General features: G+C 61.7%; 22 protein-coding genes. 11 read left to right on the plus strand and 11 right to left on the minus strand.

Annotated features, from left to right (window positions below; genetic code table 11):
* Positions 1-61: 61 nt before the first annotated feature.
* The 9 genes from PVW51_RS19455 to PVW51_RS19495 form a co-directional block, all read right to left on the minus strand.
* Entirely contained in the window at positions 62-1579 is a 1518-nt protein-coding gene (locus PVW51_RS19455) for an FGGY-family carbohydrate kinase (RefSeq protein WP_274576934.1), read from the minus strand.
* Positions 1572-2414 carry a class I fructose-bisphosphate aldolase gene (locus PVW51_RS19460; protein ID WP_269364747.1) on the minus strand — a complete coding sequence of 281 codons (843 nt, stop codon included), beginning with the start codon at positions 2412-2414 and terminating at the stop codon, positions 1572-1574. The genes PVW51_RS19455 and PVW51_RS19460 overlap by 8 nt, the downstream gene beginning before the upstream one ends.
* Positions 2414-4126, minus strand: a complete 1713-nt coding sequence (locus tag PVW51_RS19465; protein WP_274576936.1) for a glycerol-3-phosphate dehydrogenase/oxidase — start codon at positions 4124-4126, stop codon at positions 2414-2416. Before PVW51_RS19465 ends, PVW51_RS19460 begins: the two co-directional genes overlap by 1 nt.
* A gap of 62 nt (positions 4127-4188) precedes the next feature.
* Positions 4189-5184, minus strand: a complete 996-nt coding sequence (locus tag PVW51_RS19470; protein WP_274576937.1) for an aldo/keto reductase — start codon at positions 5182-5184, stop codon at positions 4189-4191.
* The gene (locus tag PVW51_RS19475; protein WP_274576938.1) at positions 5174-6154 is read right to left on the minus strand and encodes a sugar-binding transcriptional regulator; all 981 of its coding nucleotides are present in this window, start codon (positions 6152-6154) and stop codon (positions 5174-5176) included. The genes PVW51_RS19470 and PVW51_RS19475 overlap by 11 nt, the downstream gene beginning before the upstream one ends.
* Before the next feature lie 3 nt (positions 6155-6157).
* A complete protein-coding gene (locus PVW51_RS19480) occupies positions 6158-7147 on the minus strand; it encodes an ABC transporter permease (protein WP_274576940.1) in 990 nt (329 codons plus the stop codon).
* Between the two features lie 26 nt (positions 7148-7173).
* Positions 7174-8694, minus strand: coding sequence for a sugar ABC transporter ATP-binding protein (locus PVW51_RS19485; RefSeq protein WP_274576943.1), 1521 nt, complete (start codon positions 8692-8694; stop codon positions 7174-7176).
* 91 nt (positions 8695-8785) lie between these two features.
* Positions 8786-9802, minus strand: coding sequence for a substrate-binding domain-containing protein (locus tag PVW51_RS19490; protein ID WP_269364759.1), 1017 nt, complete (start codon positions 9800-9802; stop codon positions 8786-8788).
* 329 nt (positions 9803-10131) lie between these two features.
* A complete protein-coding gene (locus PVW51_RS19495; protein ID WP_269364763.1) occupies positions 10132-11367 on the minus strand; it encodes a multidrug effflux MFS transporter in 1236 nt (411 codons plus the stop codon).
* Positions 11368-11538: 171 nt separating this feature from the next.
* On the opposite strand from PVW51_RS19495, the gene PVW51_RS19500 reads away from it, so the two are divergent.
* The 7 genes from PVW51_RS19500 to PVW51_RS19530 all read left to right on the plus strand — a co-directional run bounded on the left by PVW51_RS19500 (position 11539) and on the right by PVW51_RS19530 (position 18241).
* Positions 11539-13071, plus strand: a complete 1533-nt coding sequence (locus PVW51_RS19500) for an acyl-CoA carboxylase subunit beta (RefSeq protein ID WP_114275844.1) — start codon at positions 11539-11541, stop codon at positions 13069-13071.
* Between the two features lie 539 nt (positions 13072-13610).
* Positions 13611-13991 (plus strand): DUF6497 family protein, encoded by a 381-nt coding sequence (locus PVW51_RS19505; RefSeq protein WP_274576947.1) that lies wholly within the window; start codon positions 13611-13613, stop codon positions 13989-13991.
* Positions 13992-14205: 214 nt separating this feature from the next.
* On the plus strand, positions 14206-14352 hold the full coding sequence (locus PVW51_RS19510; RefSeq protein WP_162841705.1) for a hypothetical protein: 147 nt from the start codon (positions 14206-14208) through the stop codon (positions 14350-14352).
* A gap of 78 nt (positions 14353-14430) precedes the next feature.
* Positions 14431-14778 (plus strand): hypothetical protein, encoded by a 348-nt coding sequence (locus tag PVW51_RS19515; protein WP_274576994.1) that lies wholly within the window; start codon positions 14431-14433, stop codon positions 14776-14778.
* A gap of 328 nt (positions 14779-15106) precedes the next feature.
* Positions 15107-15346 carry a hypothetical protein gene (locus tag PVW51_RS19520; protein ID WP_274576950.1) on the plus strand — a complete coding sequence of 80 codons (240 nt, stop codon included), beginning with the start codon at positions 15107-15109 and terminating at the stop codon, positions 15344-15346.
* A gap of 111 nt (positions 15347-15457) precedes the next feature.
* Positions 15458-17458, plus strand: a complete 2001-nt coding sequence (locus PVW51_RS19525) for an acetyl-CoA carboxylase biotin carboxylase subunit (RefSeq protein ID WP_274576951.1) — start codon at positions 15458-15460, stop codon at positions 17456-17458.
* Positions 17459-17464: 6 nt separating this feature from the next.
* Positions 17465-18241 carry a hypothetical protein gene (locus tag PVW51_RS19530; protein WP_274576952.1) on the plus strand — a complete coding sequence of 259 codons (777 nt, stop codon included), beginning with the start codon at positions 17465-17467 and terminating at the stop codon, positions 18239-18241.
* Positions 18242-18326: 85 nt separating this feature from the next.
* Here the strand turns inward: PVW51_RS19530 and PVW51_RS19535 are convergent, their stop codons facing one another.
* Positions 18327-18788 (minus strand): DUF4174 domain-containing protein, encoded by a 462-nt coding sequence (locus PVW51_RS19535; RefSeq protein WP_274576953.1) that lies wholly within the window; start codon positions 18786-18788, stop codon positions 18327-18329.
* A gap of 99 nt (positions 18789-18887) precedes the next feature.
* On the opposite strand from PVW51_RS19535, the gene PVW51_RS19540 reads away from it, so the two are divergent.
* Together PVW51_RS19540 and scpA are read left to right on the plus strand one after the other, a co-directional pair.
* Positions 18888-19880 (plus strand): hypothetical protein, encoded by a 993-nt coding sequence (locus tag PVW51_RS19540; protein ID WP_274576954.1) that lies wholly within the window; start codon positions 18888-18890, stop codon positions 19878-19880.
* Positions 19843-21972 carry a methylmalonyl-CoA mutase gene (gene scpA / locus PVW51_RS19545; protein ID WP_274576955.1) on the plus strand — a complete coding sequence of 710 codons (2130 nt, stop codon included), beginning with the start codon at positions 19843-19845 and terminating at the stop codon, positions 21970-21972. The genes PVW51_RS19540 and scpA overlap by 38 nt, the downstream gene beginning before the upstream one ends.
* 59 nt (positions 21973-22031) lie before the next feature.
* On the opposite strand, the gene PVW51_RS19550 is transcribed toward scpA, so the two are convergent.
* The gene (locus PVW51_RS19550; protein WP_274576956.1) at positions 22032-22670 is read right to left on the minus strand and encodes a phage tail protein; all 639 of its coding nucleotides are present in this window, start codon (positions 22668-22670) and stop codon (positions 22032-22034) included.
* Positions 22671-22829: 159 nt separating this feature from the next.
* Between PVW51_RS19550 and PVW51_RS19555 the strand changes: the two genes are divergently transcribed.
* Both PVW51_RS19555 and PVW51_RS19560 read left to right on the plus strand, forming a co-directional pair.
* On the plus strand, positions 22830-23441 hold the full coding sequence (locus tag PVW51_RS19555; RefSeq protein ID WP_274576958.1) for a VOC family protein: 612 nt from the start codon (positions 22830-22832) through the stop codon (positions 23439-23441).
* Positions 23438-23926, plus strand: coding sequence for a GNAT family N-acetyltransferase (locus PVW51_RS19560; protein ID WP_274576959.1), 489 nt, complete (start codon positions 23438-23440; stop codon positions 23924-23926). The genes PVW51_RS19555 and PVW51_RS19560 overlap by 4 nt, the downstream gene beginning before the upstream one ends.
* The last annotated feature ends 25 nt before the right edge of the window (positions 23927-23951 follow it).

Raw genomic sequence — 23951 nt, forward strand, 5'->3', positions numbered from 1 at the left:
GTCGCAATGTCTGGCGGCTGCCCGCGACATTCGCGTCGAAAAACCGCCGGTTGCTGTCAGCTTATACTTGAGTTTCCCCAAATGGCACGCTCTCCCAGAAGCCGCGCATCGCGTCGATCAAAGACAGGTAGCGCGCATATCTCTGGCCGTAGTGATCATGCATATCCGCATCCGGCTCAAAGGTGGTCCGGGCGCGTACCATGCGGGCCAGACCCTCTTCGTAGGAATCTACTTCGCCCAGGGCGAGGGCCGCCCCGATCGCCGCTCCCAGTGCGCCGGTTTCCTGGGTTTCCGCCACCGTGATCGGCACGCCCAGGCAGTCGGCGAACATCTGCGGCCAATGCGGGCTGCGCGACCCGCCGCCGGACAGGACGGCACTGTCAAAGGAGACCCCGGCCATCTTCAACACCGATATGTGTCGGCGATGTTCGAACATGATCCCCTCGAACAGGGCGCGCAGCATGTGCCCCTCGCCATGCCACCCGGCCAGCCCGTAGAACCCGGCGCGGCAGGTGGCGCCCTGCGCGGAACCATAGAGAAACGGGTGGAAAAACGGATCATCGGCGCGGGGCTGCACCTGGCCCATCCGGTCATTGCAAAAGCCGAACGGATCGTCGTGATGTTTGCCGCGCTCGACGAATTCGCGCACGTACCATTCCAGGTTGGCCGCCGAGGTGGCACTGGATTCGATATTGGCAAAGCGTCCCTTGCCAAAGCCCGAGACCATGAAGACCTTCGGGTCCTTGACCGGTGTGTCAGAGAAAACCTGGTTGATGCCCCATGTTCCGGCGATGATCGAGGCTTGCCCGGCGCCCACCACACCCGATCCCATGGCGCTGGAGATCACGTCGAAATAGCCCCCGATGACCGGGGTGCCCGGCGCAATCCCGGTTGCCGCGGCGGCCTCGGGGGTGATGTGCCCCGCGATCTCCGCCGGGTCGATCAGCCGGGGCAGTTTCGCGCGGGCATCTGCCAGACCGTAAAGCTGCAACAGCCTGTCATCATAGGTGCACCCCGGCATGGCGGTCAGGCCGCATCCGGACATGTCCGACACCTCGCTGACCCGCTCACCTGTCAGTTTGTAGGTGATGAAATCCTTGCACAGAAGCACCGTATCGCATGCATCGTAAAGCGCCGGGCGGTGGCGTTTGATCCAGGCCAGCAGGGTGGGGGTCTGTGATGGCCATGGCTTTTGCAGGCAAATCGCGTGCAGAGCATCGCCGTTTTCTGCATCCAGTTCGGCGGCCAGCCCGGCGGCCCGCGTATCCAGCGACTGGATGCCGACAAGCGGCGCACCCGCGCGGTCAAGCATGTAAAGCCCGTTGCCATGCCCGGCACAGCCGACGGCCAGCACCTGCCGCGCATCGACCCCCGCCTTTTGCAGGCAGCCTGCAATCGCCTGCCGCGCGTTTGCCCAAAGCTCGGTCAGGTCGCGTTCGACATGCCCCGGTTCCGGGGTTGCGGATCTGCCATCCAATGCACAGCGTGCCACCTGCCCCCCGTCAAGGTCGAACAACACGGCCTTGATCACCGTATTGCCCGCATCCAGACCCAGAAGATATCTTTCGGTATCAGCCACGGTTGTAGATATCCCAAGCTTCTTCGCCGCCGGCCTTGTTGTGGATCATCGCCATCAGCGCCGACACCACGGCCTTTGGATTGTCATGCTGATAGATGTTGCGCCCATAGACCATGCCCTGCGCGCCCTGCGCCATCAAGGCGGCTGATTTTGTCAGGACGGTCTTGAGGTCTTCCTTGCCACCGCCACGCACCAGCACGGGGACGCGCGCCGCTTCGATCACCCGATGGAAATCCTGCGGGTTGGCGGTCGGGTCCGCCTTGATGATATCGGCCCCCATTTCCGAGGCCAGCCGCACCAGCGTCACGATCTTTTCCGCATCGCCGTCGACCTGATAGCCACCGCGCAGATCGTTGGGCAGCATCACCAGCGGTTCGATCATCAGGGGCATGCCGTAGCGCTGGCAGGCATCGCGCACCCGGGCGATATTGGCGACGCATTGGCGGAAGAGTTCCGGCTCGTCCGGCAACATGAACAGGTTCACGACAACCGCCGCTGCATCCATTTCCAGCGCGCCGAGGATCGGCTCATCGGCGTTTTGCAGGATCGACCACATCACGCGGTGGCGCTGATCGTTATAGGGGTTGCCCATGTCGATCCGCATCACCAGCGCCGGCTTGTCCTTTTCGGGGCGCGACTGCAGCAGGTCGGCCTGACCATAGGCGCATTGGATCGCATCGGGCCGCGCCGCGATCAGCGTGTTCATCACGCTTGCCATATCTTCCAGACCATCGAGGAAGCTCGGCTCGTTACACACGCCGTGATCGACGGCGACATCCAGACATCCCCCATTGGTAAACATCCGGTTCATTCGGGCTTTGGTGCTTATGCGCATTACATTCTCCTGCTTTCATTTCTTGCAACCAACATGGCGCTGGTCACGCCGTGATAGCTGTCCAGCTCGGCAATCAGCGCGTCGCTTTGCCGTTTTATTTCACGCTCCGGCAACACCCGCTCGCGCCCGAAAAGCGCGGCAAGCGCTGCGATGATCTCCATCGAAATCTGCCCGGAGATGGCCAGTGCCGTCCGCCGCAGCACGATGTCTGACAGGGTTTCGACAAATTCGTTGCGGCAGATCCAGAGGATTTCTGCCGTGCCATAGGTGCATCCGGCGACAAGCGGCCTGTCCTGCTCTGCCTGGCAGAAGCCGGCCAGTTCTGCGGCCCGGGTCCCGTAGCGGTCGATCAATTGTTCGGCCCGGTTCGGGGGCAGGGCATATTGCGCCCGCAACTGCCTGCACAGATCGGATGGATCATCCGGGAACTGCCTGCCGCCGCCGATGGCCATGTCACGCGTGGAGACGCGCCGGTTGCGGACAAGAGACGACAGAACGGCATCGGCGGTCTGCTCGGCGAAAGCCCGGAAGGTTGTCCACTTGCCGCCCACCATGCAGAATTGCGGCACCGCCCCGGGCAGCCGCCGGATGTCGTGCCCGCGCGAAATCCGTCCGGTGAAATCCTGATCGCTGTGGGGCAGGGGGCGAATGCCGCTGTAGCTGAACACCACCTCATCCGCCGATATCGCCACCTGCGGAAACACCAGCCGCAGCGCACCGAGGATATAGTCGCGTTCATCATCTTCGCAGCGCACGCGCCGGGCTTTCTCCACCCGGATGTCCGTCGATCCGGCCAGAACCTTGCCCTGATAGGGGAATACGATGCAGACACGGCCATCGGTGTTTTCGAAATAGGCCATGTGGCCGTTCAGGGCGTCGTAAAGTCTGGCATTGTCGATGATCAGATGAGAACCCTTGGTGCCTGATACCAGGCGTTCGGTCTTGCCCTGCACAAGTGCGGCGATGGTGTCATCCAGCCATGCACCGGTGGCATTGACCACCACTTTGGGCGAAATCTCGAAGGTTGCGCCGCTCAGGCTGTCGCGCAGGCGAAAGATATTCCCGTTCAGTTCGATCTCGGCATAATTCAGGGCAATCGAACCGGGGGCGGCCTCTGCTACATCGCGCAGCAACTCGACGCAAAGACGTTCGGGATGGCTGATCCAGGCGTCGTAATAGACGGCGGAGCGTCGCGATTTATCCGTCAGCGCAGGCCACAACCGCCGTGTCTGCGCGCCGGAATGGAACCTGTGTTTCGGCAGCACCCGCCGTTTGCGCGTGACCCAGTCATAAAGCGCCAGACCCAGTTTGATCGGCACCGCCCCGCGCGCCGCCGGTTTTCCGCCACGGCCCAGGAACTGGGCGGCCGCGTTCAAGGTCCCCGAAAACCACGAGGCGATGGGAATGACCGTGGGCAGGGGGCGCACCATATGCGGCGCATTGCGCAACAGGGCATCGCGCTCAAAAAGCGACTCCCGCACAAGGTCGAATTCGCCGTTCTCCAGATACCTCAGGCCGCCGTGGATCATCCGGGACGGTGCCGCGCTGCAGCCAGAGCAAAAATCGTTCCGTTCGATCAACAGAACCCGCAGCCCCTGCAAGGACAGATCCCGGTAGACGCCAATCCCGTTCACTCCGCCGCCGACGACAACCGCGTCAAAGGCCGCGTTGCGCGTCAGCTGTGCCAGGTTTTGCTTCCGTTGCTCGGACATTATTTCTCCGTTCGCCGAAATCGACGTTCCTGCGGTGCAGTGGTTCTGGTTTGAAGGCCGGCCTATGCGTCCAGACCGCTCAGGTGGGTTTTTGCGTTTCGATCAATCAGGGATACCTCCTCTGCCGAGAGCCGAATGCGACCGGCTTTGGCATTCTCTGACGCCTGTTGCGCATCACGCGCGCCGCACAGCGAAAAGGTGATCCCGGGTTGCTGCAAGGTCCAGGCGATCACGATCTGCGCCGGTGTCGCCCCATGCGCCGCACCGATCGGCCTGATGGTTTCCATCAAGGCGGCGACCTTCTTGCGGTTGGCCATGGAAAAGCGGGGGTTGTCCTTGCGCTGGTCATCGCCGGAGAAAACCCGCTCCGGCGTCATTTTTCCCGAAAGCAGCCCAAGCGCCAGCGAGGAATAGCTGAGCGCCGCCACGCCAGCCTTCTGGCAAACAGGCAAGAGGGTGTTTTCGATGTCGCGCCTGACCATCGAATATTCCTCCTGGATCGCATCCAGCTGACCTGCGGCGATATAGGCCTCGACATCCGCGACCGAGGTATTGCTGGCCCCGATCGAGCGGATCTTGCCCTGGGTCTTGAGCGCCTCCAGCGCCTCCATCGTCTCTTCGATGGGGGTGGTCGGGTCCTGCCAATGGGTGATGTAGTGATCAATGCACTCCACCTGCAGGCGTTTCAGGCTTTGCTCGACCTCGTAGATAATCGCGTCTTTGCCAAGGTAGCGGTGAACCGGTTTCCCCTCGTAATCGAAGAAATGGTTGCCCTGCTGACTGTGCCAGACAAGGCCGCATTTGGTGGCCAGCACAACCTTGTCCCGGCGGCCTTTCAGCGCCTTGCCGACAATCTCTTCGGCCACGCCCTGCCCATAGGCCGGGGCCGTGTCGATCAGCGAAATGCCTTCGTCGATTGAGGCGTGAATTGCGGCGATGGAGCGGTCAACGTCGGTGCCGCCCCACATCCAGCCGCCAATCGCCCAGGTCCCCAGTCCAACGGCGGATGCCGAAATTCCGGAGGCTCCTATCTCCCGCGTTAGCATCTCATGCGACATTCTGTTTCCCTTCAAGTTCCTTCAGGACCGATCCGGCGGTTTCTTCGTCAAGGATCAGTGAGTTCAAAAAATTGCCGTTCAGCGCGGCCGTGATCGGCTGGGCCTTTTCATGGCCGGAGGCCACCCCGATGACGCGGGCGCATTTGGGCAGTTCCTTGGGTGCAAGTGCGACGAGGCGCGAGTTCAGCGCATAGTTCGACACCGCCCCGTCGCTGTGGATGAGATGGGCCAGAAACTCGCCCACGACCCCCATGCCGACCAGCATCTTGCGGTCCGCATCCGGCACCGGGTGGAGGTCGTAATAGCTTGACCCTTCCGCCTGGATCGAGCCCACGCCGACAAGCGCCACATTGGCCCGGCGGGCGAGGTCAAAGACCTCGCGGATCGAGGCGACTTCCATCAGCATGTCCCGCTGTTCCCGGCTTTCGGCGAACAGCGGCGCATGCAGCAGCATCGTCTTGCCGCCCAGCCGTTCGGCCATGCGTGTCGCGAGATGGTTCACATCGGTGTAATACTTGCCCTGCACGCCGCCCGTCAGCGGCACCACGGTGACATCGACCCGGTGATCGGGGGCGAGGTTTTCGACAACCGCGCTGACCGCCTTGCCGCCGGTAATTGCGATGACATCGCCGTCGCGCAGCGTTTCGAGCACCTGACTGGCGGCGGCGCGGCCAACCTGCTGCAACGTGGCCTTCGGGCTGCCCTGCACGAAGGGGGCGACCATGGCGTCATCCAGGCTGGTGGCATCGGTCAGCGCGCGTTCGATATCCATGAGCGCCTGAAACGGGCTTTCGATGTCGATCTTGACCATCCCCATCTGGCGGCCCTGGGTGATCAGCCGGTTCACCTTGGAGGTGGACAGGTTGAGCGCCGCCGCGATCTCGGCCTGTTTCTGCCCTTCGAGGAAATGCAGGGTCAGGACCGTATGGATCTGTCGCACATGTTCAAAGTCATTTGATTTGTCCGTCATGACCTACCTCCGGCGCTTGTTGAGATAATGGTCAATCGTCACCGCGCTGAGCAGGATCGAGCCGCGGATGATGTCCTGCCAGTAGACCGACACATCGAGCAGGGCCAGGGAACTGGACACCAGCGACAAGAGGATAACCCCCAGAATGGCCCCCAGGATCGACCCCGAGCCGCCGTTCAGGCTGGCCCCGCCGATCACCGCCGCCGCGATGACTGTCAGTTCAAGGCCGATCCCGAAGGTGGGTTGCGCCGACCCGAACCGCGCCATGTAGATGATCCCGGCAACCCCGCAGAGGGTCGAACACAGGGTTGTCGTCAGAAAGATGACCTTCTTGGTGCGGATGCCGGAATAGGCTGCCGCCTTTTCGTTGCTGCCGGTATAAAAGACCTTCCTGAACATCGTCGTGCGCCGCAGCAGGAAATCGAAGGCAATCACAAACACCAGGAAGATGATGATCACGATGGGGATCGGGCCGATGGAACCCTGACCGATGAACTTGAACTCCGGTGGCAGGGTGAACAGCCCGATGGGACGCCCGCCGGTGAACAGCAGGCAGGCCCCGCGTGCAATCACCATGACCGCAAGTGACACGATGAAATGATGCAGCCCGACCTTGGTGACGAAAAATCCCTGAAAGGCGCCGATCCCGGCACAGAGGGCGATGGCGATCCCAGAGGCGAGCCAGGGGTTGATGCCGTTCAGGAACAACCACCCAGCGATCACCATGGCAAAGGCGGTCACGGAGCCGACCGACAGGTCGATACCGCCGGAGATCAGCAGAATGGTCATGCCGATGACCAGAATGCCATCAACCGCAAAGGCCATCGACATGGCCCGCATATTGGCCCAGCTCAAAAAGTAGGGCGATGCAAATGACATGACGACAAAGAGGCCAAGGATGATCACGATCAACCCGGTCTCGCGCATCTTCAACAGCTTGCGCCAGAACGGCACCCCCTGCGGATTGTTCATATTCGGTTCAGCCAAGGTCACGGCACTTTCCATTTCATTCTCACCTGTCAAAACGCTGCCGCCTGTGCATCCATGACCGAAGCCAGGCGCATGATGTTTTCTTCTGTCATTTCATGGCCCGCGACCTCGCCGCTGATCCGGCCTTCGCGCACGACCATGACGCGGTCACACAGGCCGATCAGCTCGGGCAGTTCCGACGAGATCACGATGATCCCGACACCGTTGCGCGCCAGATCGCGCAGGATGCGGTGAATTTCCGATTTTGCGCCCACGTCGACGCCGCGGGTCGGTTCATCCAGAAAGATCAGGCGCGGATTGACCGACAGCATCTTTGCCAGCGCCACCTTTTGCTGGTTGCCGCCAGAGAGCGACGAGACCGGATCGGTGAGGGAGCCGCATTTCAGGTTCAGCTTGCGCCCCAGATCGCCGGCCTGCCTGATTTCGGATGACGCCTTGATCAGGCCAATGCGGTTGGCGACCTGATCGAGGTTCAGCGCCGAGATGTTTTCGGAGATGGGCAGTTCGAGGAAGACACCATCGCCCTTTCTGTCTTCGGACAGATAGACCATGCCGTTGGCGATGCTGTCCTGATAATTTCGCAATGCGAGTGTTTCACCCAGCAGCCGGACCTCCCCGGTCGCCGCCCCTTCGAGGCGGCAGATGCCCCTGGCGATTTCGCTGCGTCCGGCCCCGATCAGCCCGGCGATGCCAAGGATTTCTCCGCGTTTCAGGGCAAAGGAGACATCGCGGATCCGGGGTGCTTCATTGAGGTTCTTCACCTCCAGAATGATCTCGTCCGACATTTCCCCGGCGGATTGTTTTTCCGGGTAGAGCTTGTCGACAACCCGCCCCACCATGGCATTGACCACATCGCCCGGCGTGATGTCGGCCACATCGTTGGTCACGATATGCTTGCCGTCCCGGAACACTGTCACGCGGTCGCAATTGTCGAAAATCTCGACCATGCGGTGCGAGATATAGATGATCGAAATCCCCTGATCCGCCAGTTGCCGCATGATCCGGAACAGCGTCTGCGCCTCGTTTTCGGTCAGGGCGGCTGTGGGTTCGTCAAGGATCAGAATGCGGCACTCCAGCGTCAGGGCCTTGGCGATCTCCACCAATTGCTGGTTCGAGATCGACAAGTCGCGCAGCAGCACCGATGCGTCGATATCGCTGAGCTGACGGAACACTTCGGCGGCTTCCTGCTCCAGCTTTTCATAATTCATCAACCAGGATCTGCTGACATTGGTCCGCGACATGAAGATGTTTTCAGCCACGGAGACATCGGGGCAGAGCGCGATTTCCTGATGGACAAAACCGATGCCCAGCCGTTGCGCTTCGGTCGGGGACGCGATGGTGACCGGCACACCATCCAAAAGGATCTCGCCGCTGTCAGGTTGCAATATCCCGTCAATCACGTTCATCAAGGTGGATTTTCCGGCACCGTTTTCACCCGCCACCGCGTGGATCTCGCCCTTGCGGAGATCAAAATCGACGCCACGCAGGGCTTTGACAGCGCCAAAGGACTTGCTGAGGTTCGAGATTTTGAGGATCACATCGTCTTGCATGGCAGTTCTCGGTTGACCGAAAGGTGTTTGAAACTGCGCAGCCCGGCTGACCTTGTTGCCGGGCTGCGCGTAAGCGCCTGGTTCGGGCAGATCAGGAGGGGTCGCGCCCTTCCATATAGACGTTCAGATCAAAGCTGTCGGCGTTCTCCTGCGTGATCACGGCAAAGCCATTGTCCATGAAGGGGATTTGCACCGGGTTGAAGCCCGAGGTCTTCCAGTCGTTGAACGGATCAAAGAGCTCCGCCCGGTTGGCCAGATGCACCGCCATGAAACCCATGAAACCCTGCACACCCTGGTTCGGGTTCAGCGCCATATGGATGTTGCCGGCACGGATGTGTTCCAGCGTTGTCGGTGTCACATCCGCATGCATGATCAGGATGTCGGATTTGGCTTCCAGTTTCGCCGCAACAGCGCCTTCCGCCGATCCGGCCTCAGGTATCCAGATCGCCGCGATGTTCGGATTTGCCTGGATGATCGAGGCCGTTGCACGATAGGCCGCGTTGCTGTCCTGATTGGTGGCCTGACGCCCGACCAGCTTCATGTTGGGATAATTGGCTTCCATATAGTCGATCAGCGCGGTGACGCGCAGGTCGTGGTTGGACTGCCCCGGATTTTCCAGCACGGCATATTCGGCACTGTCGCCAACCTGTGCCACGATCTCTTCGGCGGCGAATTTGGCTTCGGCCAGGTTGTCCGAGGTGATGTAGGCCGTGCGGTTCGAATTCGGCGAATCCGCGGCAAAGGTCACGACCTCGGTGCCATCGGCGATCGCCCGGTTGATCGGCTCGATGAAGGGATCGGACTGCATCGGGTGCAGCAGGATACCGGCAGGCGATTTGATCAGGTCCTGTTCGAACGAGGCGATCTGCTTGGTGATGTCGTAATCGGGCGTGCCGGAAAACACGGTGTCACATCCAAAGGCCGCAGCCGCTTGTTTGAAGCCCTGATAGACCGGCACCCAGTAAGGGTGGCCCGATACCATGACATTCATGATGTAAGTTTCCCCGGGCTCACACATGATCCCTTCGGCGGTGGCCGTGGTCGCGCCCGCAATGCTGGTCGCCATCACGGTTGAGGCGATAAACCCTCTTAGAGTCGTAATTTTCATGAGCATCCTCCCTAGCTCTATCGCGTGGCCCTCCGACTGCTATCCTCCATGATCACAGCCGGACTGACAGAAATTTCACGCAATGGTTTTTTGTGCGCCTCCGAACATCAGGGCGAATCTGCCGCCGGTCAACATGGTATCAAATTTTTCCCACCTACTGAAATAAATCCCATGAGCGCGATCATTTCAGCGCGCAGGCCGCTATTGCAGGCGTGCCGTGCAAGTCAGGATATCAAAGGGGAAATGTGCCGATTTCCGCGAGGAACGCGGCATGGCAAGGCCCGAACCGCTCCGCGATCCGTGGCGGTCTTTTCAGTTGGGCGCTTTGGTCAGCGTGGTTTTATGCCCAGGGCCTTTTCGCGGCGGATGACGACCATGATCGCCAACAGGCCCGCGATGGCCGTTCCCAGCATCAGCAGCAGCAGCGGGTAGGCGCCGGTTTCGGGTGTCAGCAAGACACCCGCCAGCACCGCAAGCGCCGATCCGCCGCCAATCATGATCGCGCCGCCCAGGCCCGATGCGGTGCCGGCCAGATGGGGCCGGACCGACAGCATGCCGGCGGTGGCATTGGGGATGCACAGCCCGTTGCCAAGGCCGACCAGGGTCATCATCCCGAAAAAGGTCAGCGCGCTGCCATTGCCGGACAGGAAGATCAGAAGCGAGACGGAGCCGCCGATGGCATTGGCCATACATCCCCAGAGCACCATGGCATTCACCCCGAAGCGGGTGGCGAAAAGACCGGTCAGGAAGTTGCCCAGGAAATAGCCGACAGCAGGAGAGCCGAAATAGATCCCCAGCCAGAACGGGTCCAGCCCGAAGACAGTGGAGCCGACAAAGGGCGCGCCGCCAAGGTAGGCAAAGAAGGCACCCGAACAGAAGCCGGCCGCCAGCGCATAGCCCCAGAAGCGGGGAGAGCGGAGCAATTCGGGGTATTCGCGGAACTGTGCCAGCATGGACTTGCCGGAGGCCTGCACGGTTTCGCCCATGTCGGCAATCACCAGTGCAAGCGCCGCGCCACCGATGGCGAACATCACCCAGAAGGTCATATGCCAGTCGAAATACTGCTGGATCGCGCCGCCGACGGCGGGGGCAATCATCGGGACCAGCGCCATGCCCATGGTCACATAGCCGATCATCGACGCCGACTGATCCTGTGTGTAAAGGTCACGGATCACCGCCCGGCTCAGGACCATGGCTGTTGCGATCACCGCCTGTGCGATGCGAAACAGCAGGAAAATCAGGGCGTTGGGGGCGAAAATGCAGCCAAGGGTGGCCAGCATGAACAGCACCAGGCCCCAGATCATCACCCGCCGGCGGCCCAGGTTGTCCGAAATCGGGCCGATGAACAGCTGCAAGACCGCCGAAAACAACAGGTAGAGCGGCACCGAAAGCTGCATCACCGCATAGGTGGTGCCGAAATGCTCGGCCATCTGGGGCAGGCTGGGCAGGAAAATATTCATGGCCAGCGCGGACAGGCCGGACAGCACGATCAGGGTCAGGACATTTGGTGGTGTGCTACGGTCCAGAAATCGGATCGTGGGTGTAGCGGGCTGAGCGTCTTTCATGCAAATGCAATTAGTCCGGGTGCGGTAAATTGTCCATGCCTCATCGTTGGTTTGCTGATTTGCAATTTGCAAACAAGGTAATGCATAGACTTTGCAAATATTCAGAAAGATGCTTTCCTCTTCCCCTGCCACAAGAATACTATGGCGCAAACCAGCATTGGGAGACCTTCCATGAAAGATATTCTCGAACAGCTCGAAGAGCGCCGCGCCGATGCCCGTCTGGGTGGCGGTCAGGCCCGGATCGACGCCCAGCACGGACGCGGCAAGCTGACCGCGCGCGAGCGGATTGATCTGCTTCTGGACGAGGGGTCTTTCGAGGAATTCGACATGTTTGTCGCGCACCGCTGCACCGATTTCGGGATGGAGAAACAACGCCCGGCAGGCGACGGCGTGGTCACCGGCTGGGGCACGATCAACGGTCGGCTGGTCTATGTCTTCAGTCAGGATTTCACTGTCTTCGGCGGCTCGCTGTCCGAGACCCATGCGCAGAAGATCTGCAAGATCATGGACATGGCGGTGCAGAACGGCGCGCCGGTCATCGGCATCAACGATTCCGGCGGCGCGCGGATCCAGGAAGGTGTCGCCAGCCTTGCCGGTTATGCCGAAGTGTTCCAGCGCAACATCGAAGCCTCGGGCGTGATCCCGCAGATCAGCGTCATCATGGGCCCCTGCGCGGGCGGGGCGGTCTATTCCCCGGCGATGACCGACTTCATCTTCATGGTCAAGGACACCTCCTATATGTTCGTGACCGGTCCCGACGTGGTGAAGACGGTGACCAACGAACAGGTCACGGCAGAGGAACTGGGGGGCGCCGTCACCCATACGCGCAAATCCTCCGTCGCCGATGCGGCATTCGACAATGATGTGGAGGCGCTGGCAGAGGTGCGCCGCCTGGTGGATTTCCTGCCCGCCAACAACCGCGAAAAACCCCCCGTCCGCCCGTTCTTTGACGATCCGAACCGGATCGAGGCATCGCTTGACACGCTGGTGCCAGCCAATGCCAACACCCCCTATGACATGAAGGAATTGATCCACAAGCTGGGGGACGAGGGCGATTTCTATGAGATTCAGGAAGATTTCGCCAAGAACATCATCACCGGATTCATGCGCATCGAGGGGCGCACGGTGGGCGTTGTCGCCAATCAGCCGATGGTGCTGGCGGGGTGTCTGGACATCGACAGCTCGCGCAAGGCCGCGCGTTTTGTGCGGTTCTGCGACTGCTTCGAAATTCCGATCCTGACGCTGGTGGATGTGCCCGGTTTCCTGCCCGGCACCTCACAGGAATTCGGCGGGGTGATCAAACACGGGGCCAAGCTGCTGTTTGCCTATGGGCAGGCCACGGTGCCGATGGTCACGGTGATCACCCGCAAGGCCTATGGCGGGGCCTATGACGTGATGGCGTCGAAACACCTGCGGTCCGATTTCAACTATGCCTGGCCCACGGCCGAGGTTGCGGTGATGGGGGCGAAAGGCGCCACCGAGATCATCCACCGCGCCGACCTGAAAGATCCCGAAAAGATCGCCCAGCATACGAAGGATTACGAAGACCGCTTTGCCAATCCCTTTGTCGCTGCCGAACGGGGCTTCATCGACGAGGTGATCATGCCGCATTCCACCCGCAAACGGGTGGCACGCGCCTTTGCGAGCCTTCGCAACAAGAAGGTCGTGACGCCCTGGAAGAAGCACGACAACATTCCGTTGTGAGGGGCAATCCGGTGAAGGATGAAACAGACACAGGGTTTTCGCCGGACTGCGTGGAAATTTCTGCAGTTGATGTTTTCGACGTCTACGCAATTGCGCCCGCTTCGCTCGGAAGTGACTATTTCGTTTCGATTTCAGGTGAAAGATGACCACCCCCTTCAAAAACCAGTCCTTTACCGTCGCCCTCGTCGTAGCCGCAATTTTCGAGTGGTTTGATTTTTGCGCCCGGGGCACGGAACAAGGCCGCTTGCGGCCGCCGTGCCCATCGTCTGCCCACCCCTTGGGCAGGCGATTGGTCGATGTTCGCCCGAAACATAACCGTTGCGTTACCGCGGCAACCATAAACTGCCAGGAAACTAACGTCGGATCGCCTCCCCTGGGCAGTCGATGGGCAGGGCGCGCGGTACATTGGGCTGAAGGCCGTGCGCTATGACACTGTGGAAAAACCAGTCCTTCGCCATTAACCGCGCTGTTTCCTGCGACATGGAACTGATCGAAATCATCGCGCCCGCCGATTTCGGCACGGCGGAGGAGACGGCACCATGAGGACCGCTGCTCTGGCCCTGTTGCTGGCCGCCACGCCTGCGCTGGCGCTCGACGTGCCCTCGGGCCAGCCGGTGAGCCTGCAGGAGGTGCTGGTCGATTCGGTCGGGCCGCAGACATGGCTGCGCTTTCGCCTGATCGCGCCTGCGATTGCCCGTGAAACCGGTGAAATCGACTATCAGACCGCCGCCCGGGACATGATGCACCTGTGCCAGGAACTGGCGCTGCCCTACATCGGCGAACACGATCTGACCGGCGATGTCATCGTCATCTCACTGGCCGACCGCGAGACTGAATTCGGCGTTGCCGACCCCGAAGTGACCCAGTTTTTCGAGGCATTTCACATAGAGAACGACCTCTGCATTTGGGAGAGTTTGTGATGCAGCCACCATATCTAGCGGCTCAGGGTGGGCGCTTGCCGCATTCTGATGCTTTGGAGTCACATACCTGCCGATTGACGCGGCCCCCGTATCATTGGACATTCCTTTGCCGTAATCTGCGGCCAAGGAATACCCAGGTATCCCTTACCTCTGAACCGGGGCGTGCGAGGCATGTAGCAGTGCCGCGCCCCATCAACAATGACAGGAGACTTAGATGTCCAAGAGCATCAAACTCATCGCAGCCTTCGGCTTCATCGCCGCAATTTCTGCCTGCACAAGCGGCCAGACCGACGAAGAATACGTTGTCGTCGATCCCGAGCCCATCTCGGTTGAGCCGACATACACAGGCAAATACAAGTAAGCCTTCCTCAGGGCAGGCGTTAGCGCCTGCCCTGAACACAGCCCTCGTCATCGGGAGGGATGTGTAATGCCCGCATATATGTTGAAACATCGCGGGTTTCCGGGCCGTTTGCCCGGCACCGATTTCCAGTTCACCATCCGCCGCCCGAATCCGAAGGGGGTCACACCGCTGACCCGCCGGGAACGGCGGCCGGACCGCAAGGCGCCTGACCGGCGCGCCGATGCCGCTTTCATGAAAGCGCTGTGGGAGTGTTTCGGCGCGGAGCCCTTCGAGCGGGGCAATCTGGATGCGGGGCGGCTTTCCTGGCTCTTCGGGCGCGAGGTGCTGCCCGCCACCGACCCTTTCGATCCGGCGGATTACGAGGCGATGCTGGTCATTGACGAGAGAATCGCCCGTGCGTCCTTTCCCGAAGCCTTCGACGGGTGATCGGCGTGAATTTGCCAGTGGTATGCGAATTTCAGCGGGGCTTGGCCGATGTTGCGGCAACAGGCGGTATGGGCTTTTCGGCGCCGCGCGCTTGGGCCAACGTCCGGCCTGAGGATGGCGCAGATCAAACCAGCTGCCCCGCCTCGCATCTAGACCATACCCCTTCCCCCTCTGGGCAGCAGCGGGTCACATCCCTGCTGCCCGTTTTTTCCAAAGACGGGTTTCTACCAGACGGGGGGCAGGGGGCGAAAATAATCGAAGCCCGGCGGGAACCGGCAGGCAATCGCCGCGTTGACGCTTCGGAAACAAGAAAAGAAGGAACGGGCAAGTGTTCGAGCAAATTCACATTACATCAAAATCGGCCCGCAAGGTCGTGCTGGCCATTGCCGCCTGCGGTGCGCTTGCGGCCTGCGGCGACAACATCGGCGAGCAGGCGCTTGCAGGCGGTGCAGTTGGTGCCGGTGCCGCAGCCATCACCAGCGGCAGCCTGTTGCAGGGCGCTGCCATCGGCGCAGGCGCGAACCTGGCCTATTGCCAGCTCAACCCCGGCAAGTGCAAATCCTACTGATCTGACACGCCATCAGCGCCCTTGCGGCGCTGAACCCCGCTTAACCGACCCCGCGCAGCACCCGCTGCAGCGGGGTTTCCGCGTTTTCACCAAGACCAAGAAGGACAGTGCATGTTCAAGAAAATCCTGATCGCCAACCGGGGCGAGATCGCCTGCCGCGTCATCAAGACCGCGCGCCGGATGGGCATCACCACCGTTGCCGTCTATTCCGATGCCGATGCGAACGCGCTGCATGTGCAGATGGCCGATGAGGCGGTGCATGTCGGTCCGGCGCCGGCGAACCAGTCCTATATCGTGATCGACAAGGTGATGGCGGCGGTGAAGTCCAGCGGCGCGGAGGCGGTGCATCCCGGCTATGGATTCCTGTCCGAGAACAGCAAGTTCGCAGAGGCGCTGAGTGCTGCCGGTGTCGCCTTTGTCGGCCCGCCGGTGGGGGCCATCGAAAAGATGGGGGACAAGATCACCTCAAAGAAGATCGCGCAGGAAGCCGGGGTCAGCACGGTGCCGGGCTATATGGGCCTGATTGCGGATGCGGATGAGGCGGTGAAGATCTCGAACGAGATCGGCTATCCGGTGATGCTCAAGGCCTCTGCCGGGGGCGGCGGCAAGGGGATGCGCATCGCCTGGAACGATGAAGAGGCGCGCGAGGGCTTCCAGTCTTCCAAGAACGAGGCGGCCAGTTCCTTTGGCGATGACCGTATCTTTATCGAGAAATTCGTGACCCAGCCGCGGCACATCGAAATCCAGGTGCTCTGCGACGCGCATGGCAATGGCATCTACCTGGCAGAGCGTGAATGTTCGATCCAGCGCCGGAACCAGAAAGTGGTCGAAGAGGCCCCGAGCCCGTTTCTGGACGAGGCGACCCGCAAGGCGATGGGCGAACAGGCCGTCGCCCTGGCACAGGCCGTGGGCTATACCAGCGCCGGCACGGTGGAATTCATCGTGGACGGCGACAAGAATTTCTACTTCCTCGAAATGAACACCCGCCTGCAGGTGGAACACCCGGTGACCGAGCTGATCACCGGGGTCGATCTGGTGGAACAGATGATCCGCGTGGCGGATGGCCAGAAACTTGAGATGTCGCAGGACGAGGTGAAGATCAACGGCTGGGCCATCGAGAACCGGCTTTACGCCGAGGATCCCTATCGCGGCTTCCTGCCCTCCATCGGGCGGCTGACCCGCTACCGCCCCCCGGCGGAGGTGGTCGAGGGCGACCATATCGTGCGCAATGACACCGGCGTTTACGAGGGCGGCGAGATCAGCATGTATTATGACCCGATGATCGCCAAGCTCTGCACCTGGGCGCCGACCCGGGCCGAGGCGATCGAGCGGATGCGCGTGGCGCTGGACAGTTTCGAGGTCGAGGGGATTGGGCATAACCTGCCGTTCCTCTCCGCCGTGATGGACCATCCCAAATTCGTGTCGGGCGACATGACCACCGCTTTCATCGCCGAGGAATATCCCGATGGCTTCGAGGGGGTGGACCTGCCCGAGGCCGACCTGCGGCGGATTGCGGCGGCCACCGCCGCGATGCACCGGGTGGCCGAGATCCGGCGCGCAAGGGTGTCGGGCCGCATGGACAACCACGAACGCAAGGTGGGCAGCGACTGGAACGTGGCGGTGCAGGGGCAATCCTTTGACCTCACGGTCCAGGCCGATCAGGCCGGATCGACGGTGCGCTTCGAGGATGGCCAGGAGCTGCGCGTCAGCGGCAATTGGACGCCGGGCGATCAACTGGCCAAGATGAAGGTTGGTGACACGCCGCTGGTGCTGAAGGTCGGCAAGATTTCGGGCGGCTTCCGCATCCGCACGCGCGGGGCCGACCTGAAGGTGCATGTGCGCAGCCCGCGCCAGGCCGAACTGGCCCGCCTGATGCCGGAGAAGGTGGCCGCCGATACCTCGAAGCTGCTGCTGTGCCCGATGCCCGGTCTGGTGGTCAAACTGTCCGTGGCCGTGGGCGACGAGGTGCAGGAAGGTCAGGCGCTGTGTACCATCGAGGCAATGAAGATGGAGAACATCCTGCGTGCCGAACGCAAGGGCACCGTGTCCAAGGTCAATGCGGGCGAAGGCGACAGCCTCGCCGTTGATGACGTGATCATGGAGTTCGAATAACTCCCCATGCTGGCTGCCCCGACCCTTCCCCTGATCCTGCTTGCCGGTGTCGCGCTTTGCGCGCTGCTGCTGGCGGTGTGGAAGGAAGCGCGGGTCGCCGGGCGGATCATTGCACAGTTCTTTCTGACCATCGGCCTGCCGGTGGTGCTGATCCTGGGGGCGCTGATCTGGCTGGTCCTGCCGCTTATGGGGCAGATCGACCCGCGTGTGGGGCAGGCGATGATTGCCGGTCTGGTGATCGCCACCGGCTGGCTGACCACCGCGATCTTTGCCGAGGGCGGCAAGGCCCGCGCGCGGGCCGAAAAGACGCGCGACTATCACAAGGCGCTTTATGCAGAGATCGGCAATACGCTGGAATCGCTCTGGGAGGCCGACAGTTCAGAGCAATATGTGACCGCGCTGATCGACCGGATGCGCAAGGACGAGGGGTATATCCCCTTCCTGCCGCGCGAGCAGCATGACCATGTCTATGACGCCGTTATCGCGGAAATCGACGTGCTGCCGCGCCAGACCATCGACGCCATCGTGGCCTATTACAGCCTGATCAAATCGCTCTCGGGCCTGGCCGAGGACATGCGCGGCGATACCTTCCGCACGCTGGATGCGGAACGGCGGATCGCGATCTATTCGGATTATGTGGGCATGCGGAAACAGGCCTTCGTTTTCGGCAAATATGCCCTCAAACTGATACTGGCCTATTCGGAGGGCGGCAGTGCTGCCGCCGATCGTGTGATCAATAGCCCGGACGCGGGCCGGTCCGCCAAGTCACGGGGATCGGTGTGAACGGGATGTCTGGGTCTTTTTCCATAAACGTGCTCCCTTCCTCTTGCCCCCTCAATATAGGGCAGAGGGGCGCATCCCACAAGGTTCACCGCAGGATGAGGCCCTCGGATTCCTTGTGCTCGCGGATTTCGCGCTGGCGCATCGGCATCTTGTCGATGCTGCGGGTGATCTCGCGCACGTCCCAGGGAAAGGGTTTGCGCAGCTTGATCCCGCCATCCTTGCCCACCAGCACCAGCATGAAGCCGCGTGGCCGCATTTTCAGCCGCAAAGGCGCGCGCGCCTCCGGGTCGGTGTCGGTCAGAACCATGACGTCGCGCACCGCCAGTTCTTCGGGCTGGGCGCGCAGCAATTCCATCTGTTCGATGAAAGCAGGGTCGTCCGCACTGTCGGCAAAGACCAACACGGGGCGCTTTTTCCATCTAAATTCACTTAAATCCGCCATGTCAGCGGGTGCAAACAACAGGCTGTCCTCATCGGCAGCAGGCGATTGCGCGGTGGCTGAAGTTGCGAAAATTCCAGCAAAAACAAGCGTCAACAGGCGTTTCATAAGTTCTCCCCTGACCCTGTATATAGGGATTGGGCGGGCAAATGCGATGCACATTCTTGGGACTGCGCGCATTAAGCACACTGCAAGGGTTTTGAGGTCATGACCGGGTGTATACCCGTGATGTGGCCGGACCGGGCGGCCTTTTTGCAAAAGATAGGCCAGAGCATCATGGATGTCATCCTGCACCTCGGCGCGCACCGTACCGGCACCACCACTTTTCAGCATTTCGTGCGCGGACACGCCCGCACGCTTGAAGAGAACGGCATCGGCTTCTGGGGACCGGTACGGACCCGGAAATCGGTGTTTCCGGGCATGTTCCACAACATTCCGCCCCGCGCACCGCAGCGGGCCGATGGCAGGGTCCGCCTGCTGACCGCCAAGGCCGAGGCGCGGGGCATCGCCAAGCTGCTGGTCAGCGATGAGAACATGCTGGGCACCTGCACCTACGGATTTCGCCATGCCACGCTTTACCCCGCTGTCGGAGAGCGGATGGCGCGGATTGCCGCGGCCTTTGGCGGGCGGGTGTCGCGGGTGGTTCTGTCGATCCGCGCGCAGGACCTGTGGTGGGCCTCCGCCTCGGCTCTGACGGCGGCGCGGGGGCACAAGATCCACGATGCGGCGAAATATGCCCGGATCGCGCAAAGCACCCGCAGCTGGCGCGACGTGATCACCGATCTGGCCCGCGCGGTGCCGGGGGCGGATATCCGGATCATGCCGTTCGAGAATTTCGCGGGCCGCCCGGAACGGATGCTGCAGGAAGCGGTCGATCTGCGCCTGCCCGGCAAGCCGCAGATGCTCTGGCTGAACCGGTCGCTGCCGCTGAACGATCTGCGCGGCGTGCTGGCCGATCAGGGCAGTGATCCCACGCTTCTGCCGCGCGGGCAGGGGCGCTGGCAGCCCTTCACAACGGCGCAGGCAGCGGTCCTGCGCGAACATTATTCGGACGATCTGCACTGGCTGACCGCCGGCGCGGATGGTCTGGCGACACTGACAGAGGATGAAATCCGGAAAAGAGCGGGCCCAAGCCTGCCGCCGGCACAAGAGACAAAAGGACATGAACATGAGCAAAGACAAGTGGCGCGCTTTAGCTGAAAAGGAACTGCGTGGGCGCAGCCTGGAAGACCTGACATGGCGCACGCTGGAAGGGATCGACGTTGAGCCGCTTTATACGGCGGAAGACACCAAGGGGCTTGATCACCTGGGGTCTGTCCCCGGTGAAGCGCCATTCACGCGCGGGGTAAAGGCCACGATGTATGCGGGCCGTCCCTGGACGATCCGCCAATACGCCGGGTTCTCTACCGCGGAGGAATCCAACGCCTTCTACCGGCGCAATCTGGCAGCGGGGCAGCAGGGTGTCTCTGTCGCCTTCGATCTGGCGACGCACCGGGGCTATGACAGCGACCACCCCCGGGTAGAGGGCGATGTGGGCAAGGCCGGTGTGGCCATCGACAGCGTCGAGGACATGAAGATCCTGTTCGACGGCATCCCGCTGGACAAGGTCAGCGTCAGCATGACGATGAACGGTGCGGTGATCCCGATCCTGGCCAGTTTCATTGTCGCGGGCGAGGAACAGGGCGTGGACCGCGCGGCACTGTCCGGGACCATCCAGAACGACATCCTCAAGGAGTTCATGGTCCGCAACACCTATATCTACCCGCCTGAACCCTCGATGCGGATCATCGCGGATATCATCGAATACACCGCCAACGAGATGCCGAAATTCAACTCCATCTCGATTTCCGGCTACCACATGCAGGAAGCGGGCGCGAACCTGGTGCAGGAGCTGGCCTTTACCCTCGCCGACGGGCGCGAATATGTGCGCACCGCCATCGCCGCCGGTATGGACGTGGACCGTTTTGCGCCGCGCCTGTCGTTCTTCTTTGCCATCGGCATGAACTTCTTCATGGAGGCCGCCAAGCTGCGCGCGGCGCGGCTGTTGTGGAGCCGGATCATGGCGGAATTCTCGCCCAGGGATGCCAAATCCTCCATGCTGCGCACCCATTGCCAGACCAGCGGTGTCAGCCTGGCCGAACAGGACCCCTACAACAACGTGGTGCGCACCGCCTATGAGGCGATGTCGGCGGTGCTGGGCGGCACCCAGTCGCTGCACACCAACTCGCTGGACGAGGCCATCGGCCTGCCCACCGACCATTCCGCCCGCATTGCGCGCAACACGCAGCTGATCCTGCAGGAAGAAACCGGGGTGACCAATGTCGTGGACCCGCTGGCGGGCTCCTACTACGTCGAAAAACTGACCGCCGATCTGGCGGAGGCCGCCTGGAAGCTGATCGAAGAGGTCGAGGAAATGGGCGGCATGACCAAGGCTGTCGCCTCCGGCATGCCCAAGCTCAGGATCGAAGAGGCCGCAGCCCGGCGGCAGGCCAATATCGACCGGGGCGACGAGGTGATCGTCGGCGTCAACAAGTACCGCCGCGACAAGGAAGATCCGATCGACATTCTGGATGTGGACAATGTCGCCGTGCGGGACAGTCAGATCAGGCGTCTGGAAAGCATCCGGGCGAGCCGTGACGAGGCCGCCTGCACCGCCGCATTGGATGAATTGAGCCGCCGCGCGGCAGAGGGCGGCAATCTGTTGGAGGGCGCGGTCGAGGCCGCGCGCGCACGTGCCACGGTGGGGGAAATCAGCATGGCGATGGAAAAACAATTCGGCCGGCACCGCGCCGAGGTCAAGACCCTGGCCGGTGTCTACGGTGCCGCCTATGAGGGCGACGAAGGCTTTGCCGCCATCCAGAAATCGGTCGAGGATTTTGCCCAGGCCGAAGGCCGTCGCCCGCGCATGCTGGTGGTCAAGATGGGCCAGGACGGCCACGACCGGGGGGCCAAGGTGATTGCCACGGCCTTTGCCGACATCGGTTTCGACGTGGATGTGGGCCCCTTGTTCCAGACCCCGGCAGAGGCGGCGCAGGATGCCGTGGACAACGACGTCCATGTGATCGGCATCAGCAGCCAGGCCGCCGGTCACAAGACATTGGCCCCGCAGCTGGTCAAGGCGCTGAAGGAGGCCGGGGCGGAGGATATTCTGGTGATCTGCGGCGGCGTGATCCCGCAGCAGGATTATCAGTTCCTTTATGACGCGGGGGTCAAGGCAATCTTTGGACCCGGCACCAATATCCCCGCAGCGGCGCAGGACATCCTGAAGCTCATCCAGGCAGCGCGCGGCTGAAACGCAAAGGGCCGCCCGCGGATGTGGACGGCCCCATAAAACCCTGGATTGCGGTCAGATCAGTTCCGGGACGGATAGAGGCCCTGAAGCACGACACAATAGCGGATGACCTGCACCGGCTGAATGTTCGGATGGGCCTGGTTCCCGCCCGCGTTTGTGATCGCGTCGGTCTCAAGCGTCTTGGGTGTGCTATCCAAAAGCTCATCCGCAAAAATCTTGAGGGGTTCTCCGGATGGCGTCATACCGCCAAAATTCGGGAAAGAGATGTAGTCATTTGCGGGGCGTTGCTTGTTCCCGGTCAGATTGCTGACACGCATCAAATGATTGTGCGACGGCATCTGTGCCTCGGTCAGGGTCACCGTTTCCGTACCGAATTTCTGCCCTTGCGAGCGTGGGGTCAGGCCAGGGCCGTTCCCGGTGTGCATCGGCACCCGACCACGCAGGTCAGGCAGGGCGAATGTCGTGCGCCCGTCGCCGCCATACATAGTGCCGAAAAGTGAAAAAAGGGCCGCGTTCGGAGAGATCGGTAGCAGTTGGCCATCTGCCTCGGTTGTGGTCCGCGGGCAAAAGTTCCAGCCGCCCATGACGATCTGGCCGATCCAGTATTCCTGGGCCGCAGCGGGCAAAGCCGGGGCGCTTATACCGGCAGCAAGGGCAACAGGTGCCAGCGCCGAAATCATACGTTTGAAAGTGAACATGTCTAGGATTCTCCTAATGGGGTTTAATCAGCGAGCTTGAATAATGAACGTTCTAAAATGATAATTCTCGCGGCCTCAGTTTGACCTGTGCTGCGTCTTACGTCAAATTCAATTAACGATCATACGTATTTAACATTGGCTTCAGCAGGCGGGCATCGCATGGAACTGGATCACATCGCGGTTGCCGGTGCATTGTTGCAACAGGCGACAGACCATGTCACCCGCAGCCTGGGCCAGACCCCGCAGCCGGGGGGTGAACATGCTGTTTTCCATACGCATAACACGCTTCTCGGCCTTGAGGACGGGCTTTACCTTGAGGCAATTGCGGTCAATCCCGACGCCCCGGTGCCGGACCGGCCGCGCTGGTTCGATCTTGACCGCTTTGCCGGGCAGCCCAGGCTGACCAACTGGATTTGCCGTTGCGAGGATCTGGAGGCGACCCTTGCCGCGCTGCCAGCGGGGTTTGGCGCGCCCGTCAGCCTGCAGCGGGGCGATCTGCGCTGGCGCATGGCGGTTCCGGCCTCCGGCATCCTGCCCTTCGACAATTGCGCGCCCGCGCTCATGCAATGGGAGGGGGGCAACCATCCGGCGGCGCGCCTGGCCCCCTCTGGCTGCCGGTTGGAAAGGCTGACCGTCACCCATCCCGACGCCACCGCCCTGGCCGACATGCTGGCGCCCGTGCTGACCGACGGGCGCCTTGTCTTTGCCGCCGGTCCTGCCGGATTGACGGCCGCCTTTGATACCGCTTCGGGCGCGAGAATACTGGCGTGATCATCCGGGCGGCGGTTGAGACGGATGCGGCACAGGTGGCAGAGCTGTGGAACGGCATGATCCGCGATACGCTGGCCACGTTCACCACGGAGGAATGGAGCGAAGCCGCCATGGCCGCGCGGATCGCGCAGCGTCAGGGCGCTTTCTGGCTGGCCGAGGATGCGCAGGGGCTCGCGGGGGTGGTGACCTTCGGCCCGTTCCGGCCCGGGCCGGGCTATGCGATGACGGTCGAGCACAGCGTGATCCTGCGGGCCTCTGCCCAGGGCAGGGGTGTTGCCGACAGGCTGATGGACAGGGCAGAAGCCGGGGCCTCAGCACTGGGCCATCGCGTGATGGTGGCCGCGATCAGCGGTGCCAATCCGCGCGCAATCGCCTTTCACGCGCGGCGGGGGTTCCGCCAGACCGGCCACATGCCGCAGGTGGGTTTCAAGGCCGGGCAATGGCTTGACCTCATTTTGATGCAGAAATCCGTTTCCGCATCCTGACTTCCCCCTTTGGCAGCCCTATGAT

Origin of the sequence: Sulfitobacter sp. PR48 (assembly GCF_028807335.1) — a bacterium.
In the GTDB taxonomy this organism is placed as follows: Bacteria; Pseudomonadota; Alphaproteobacteria; order Rhodobacterales; family Rhodobacteraceae; genus Sulfitobacter.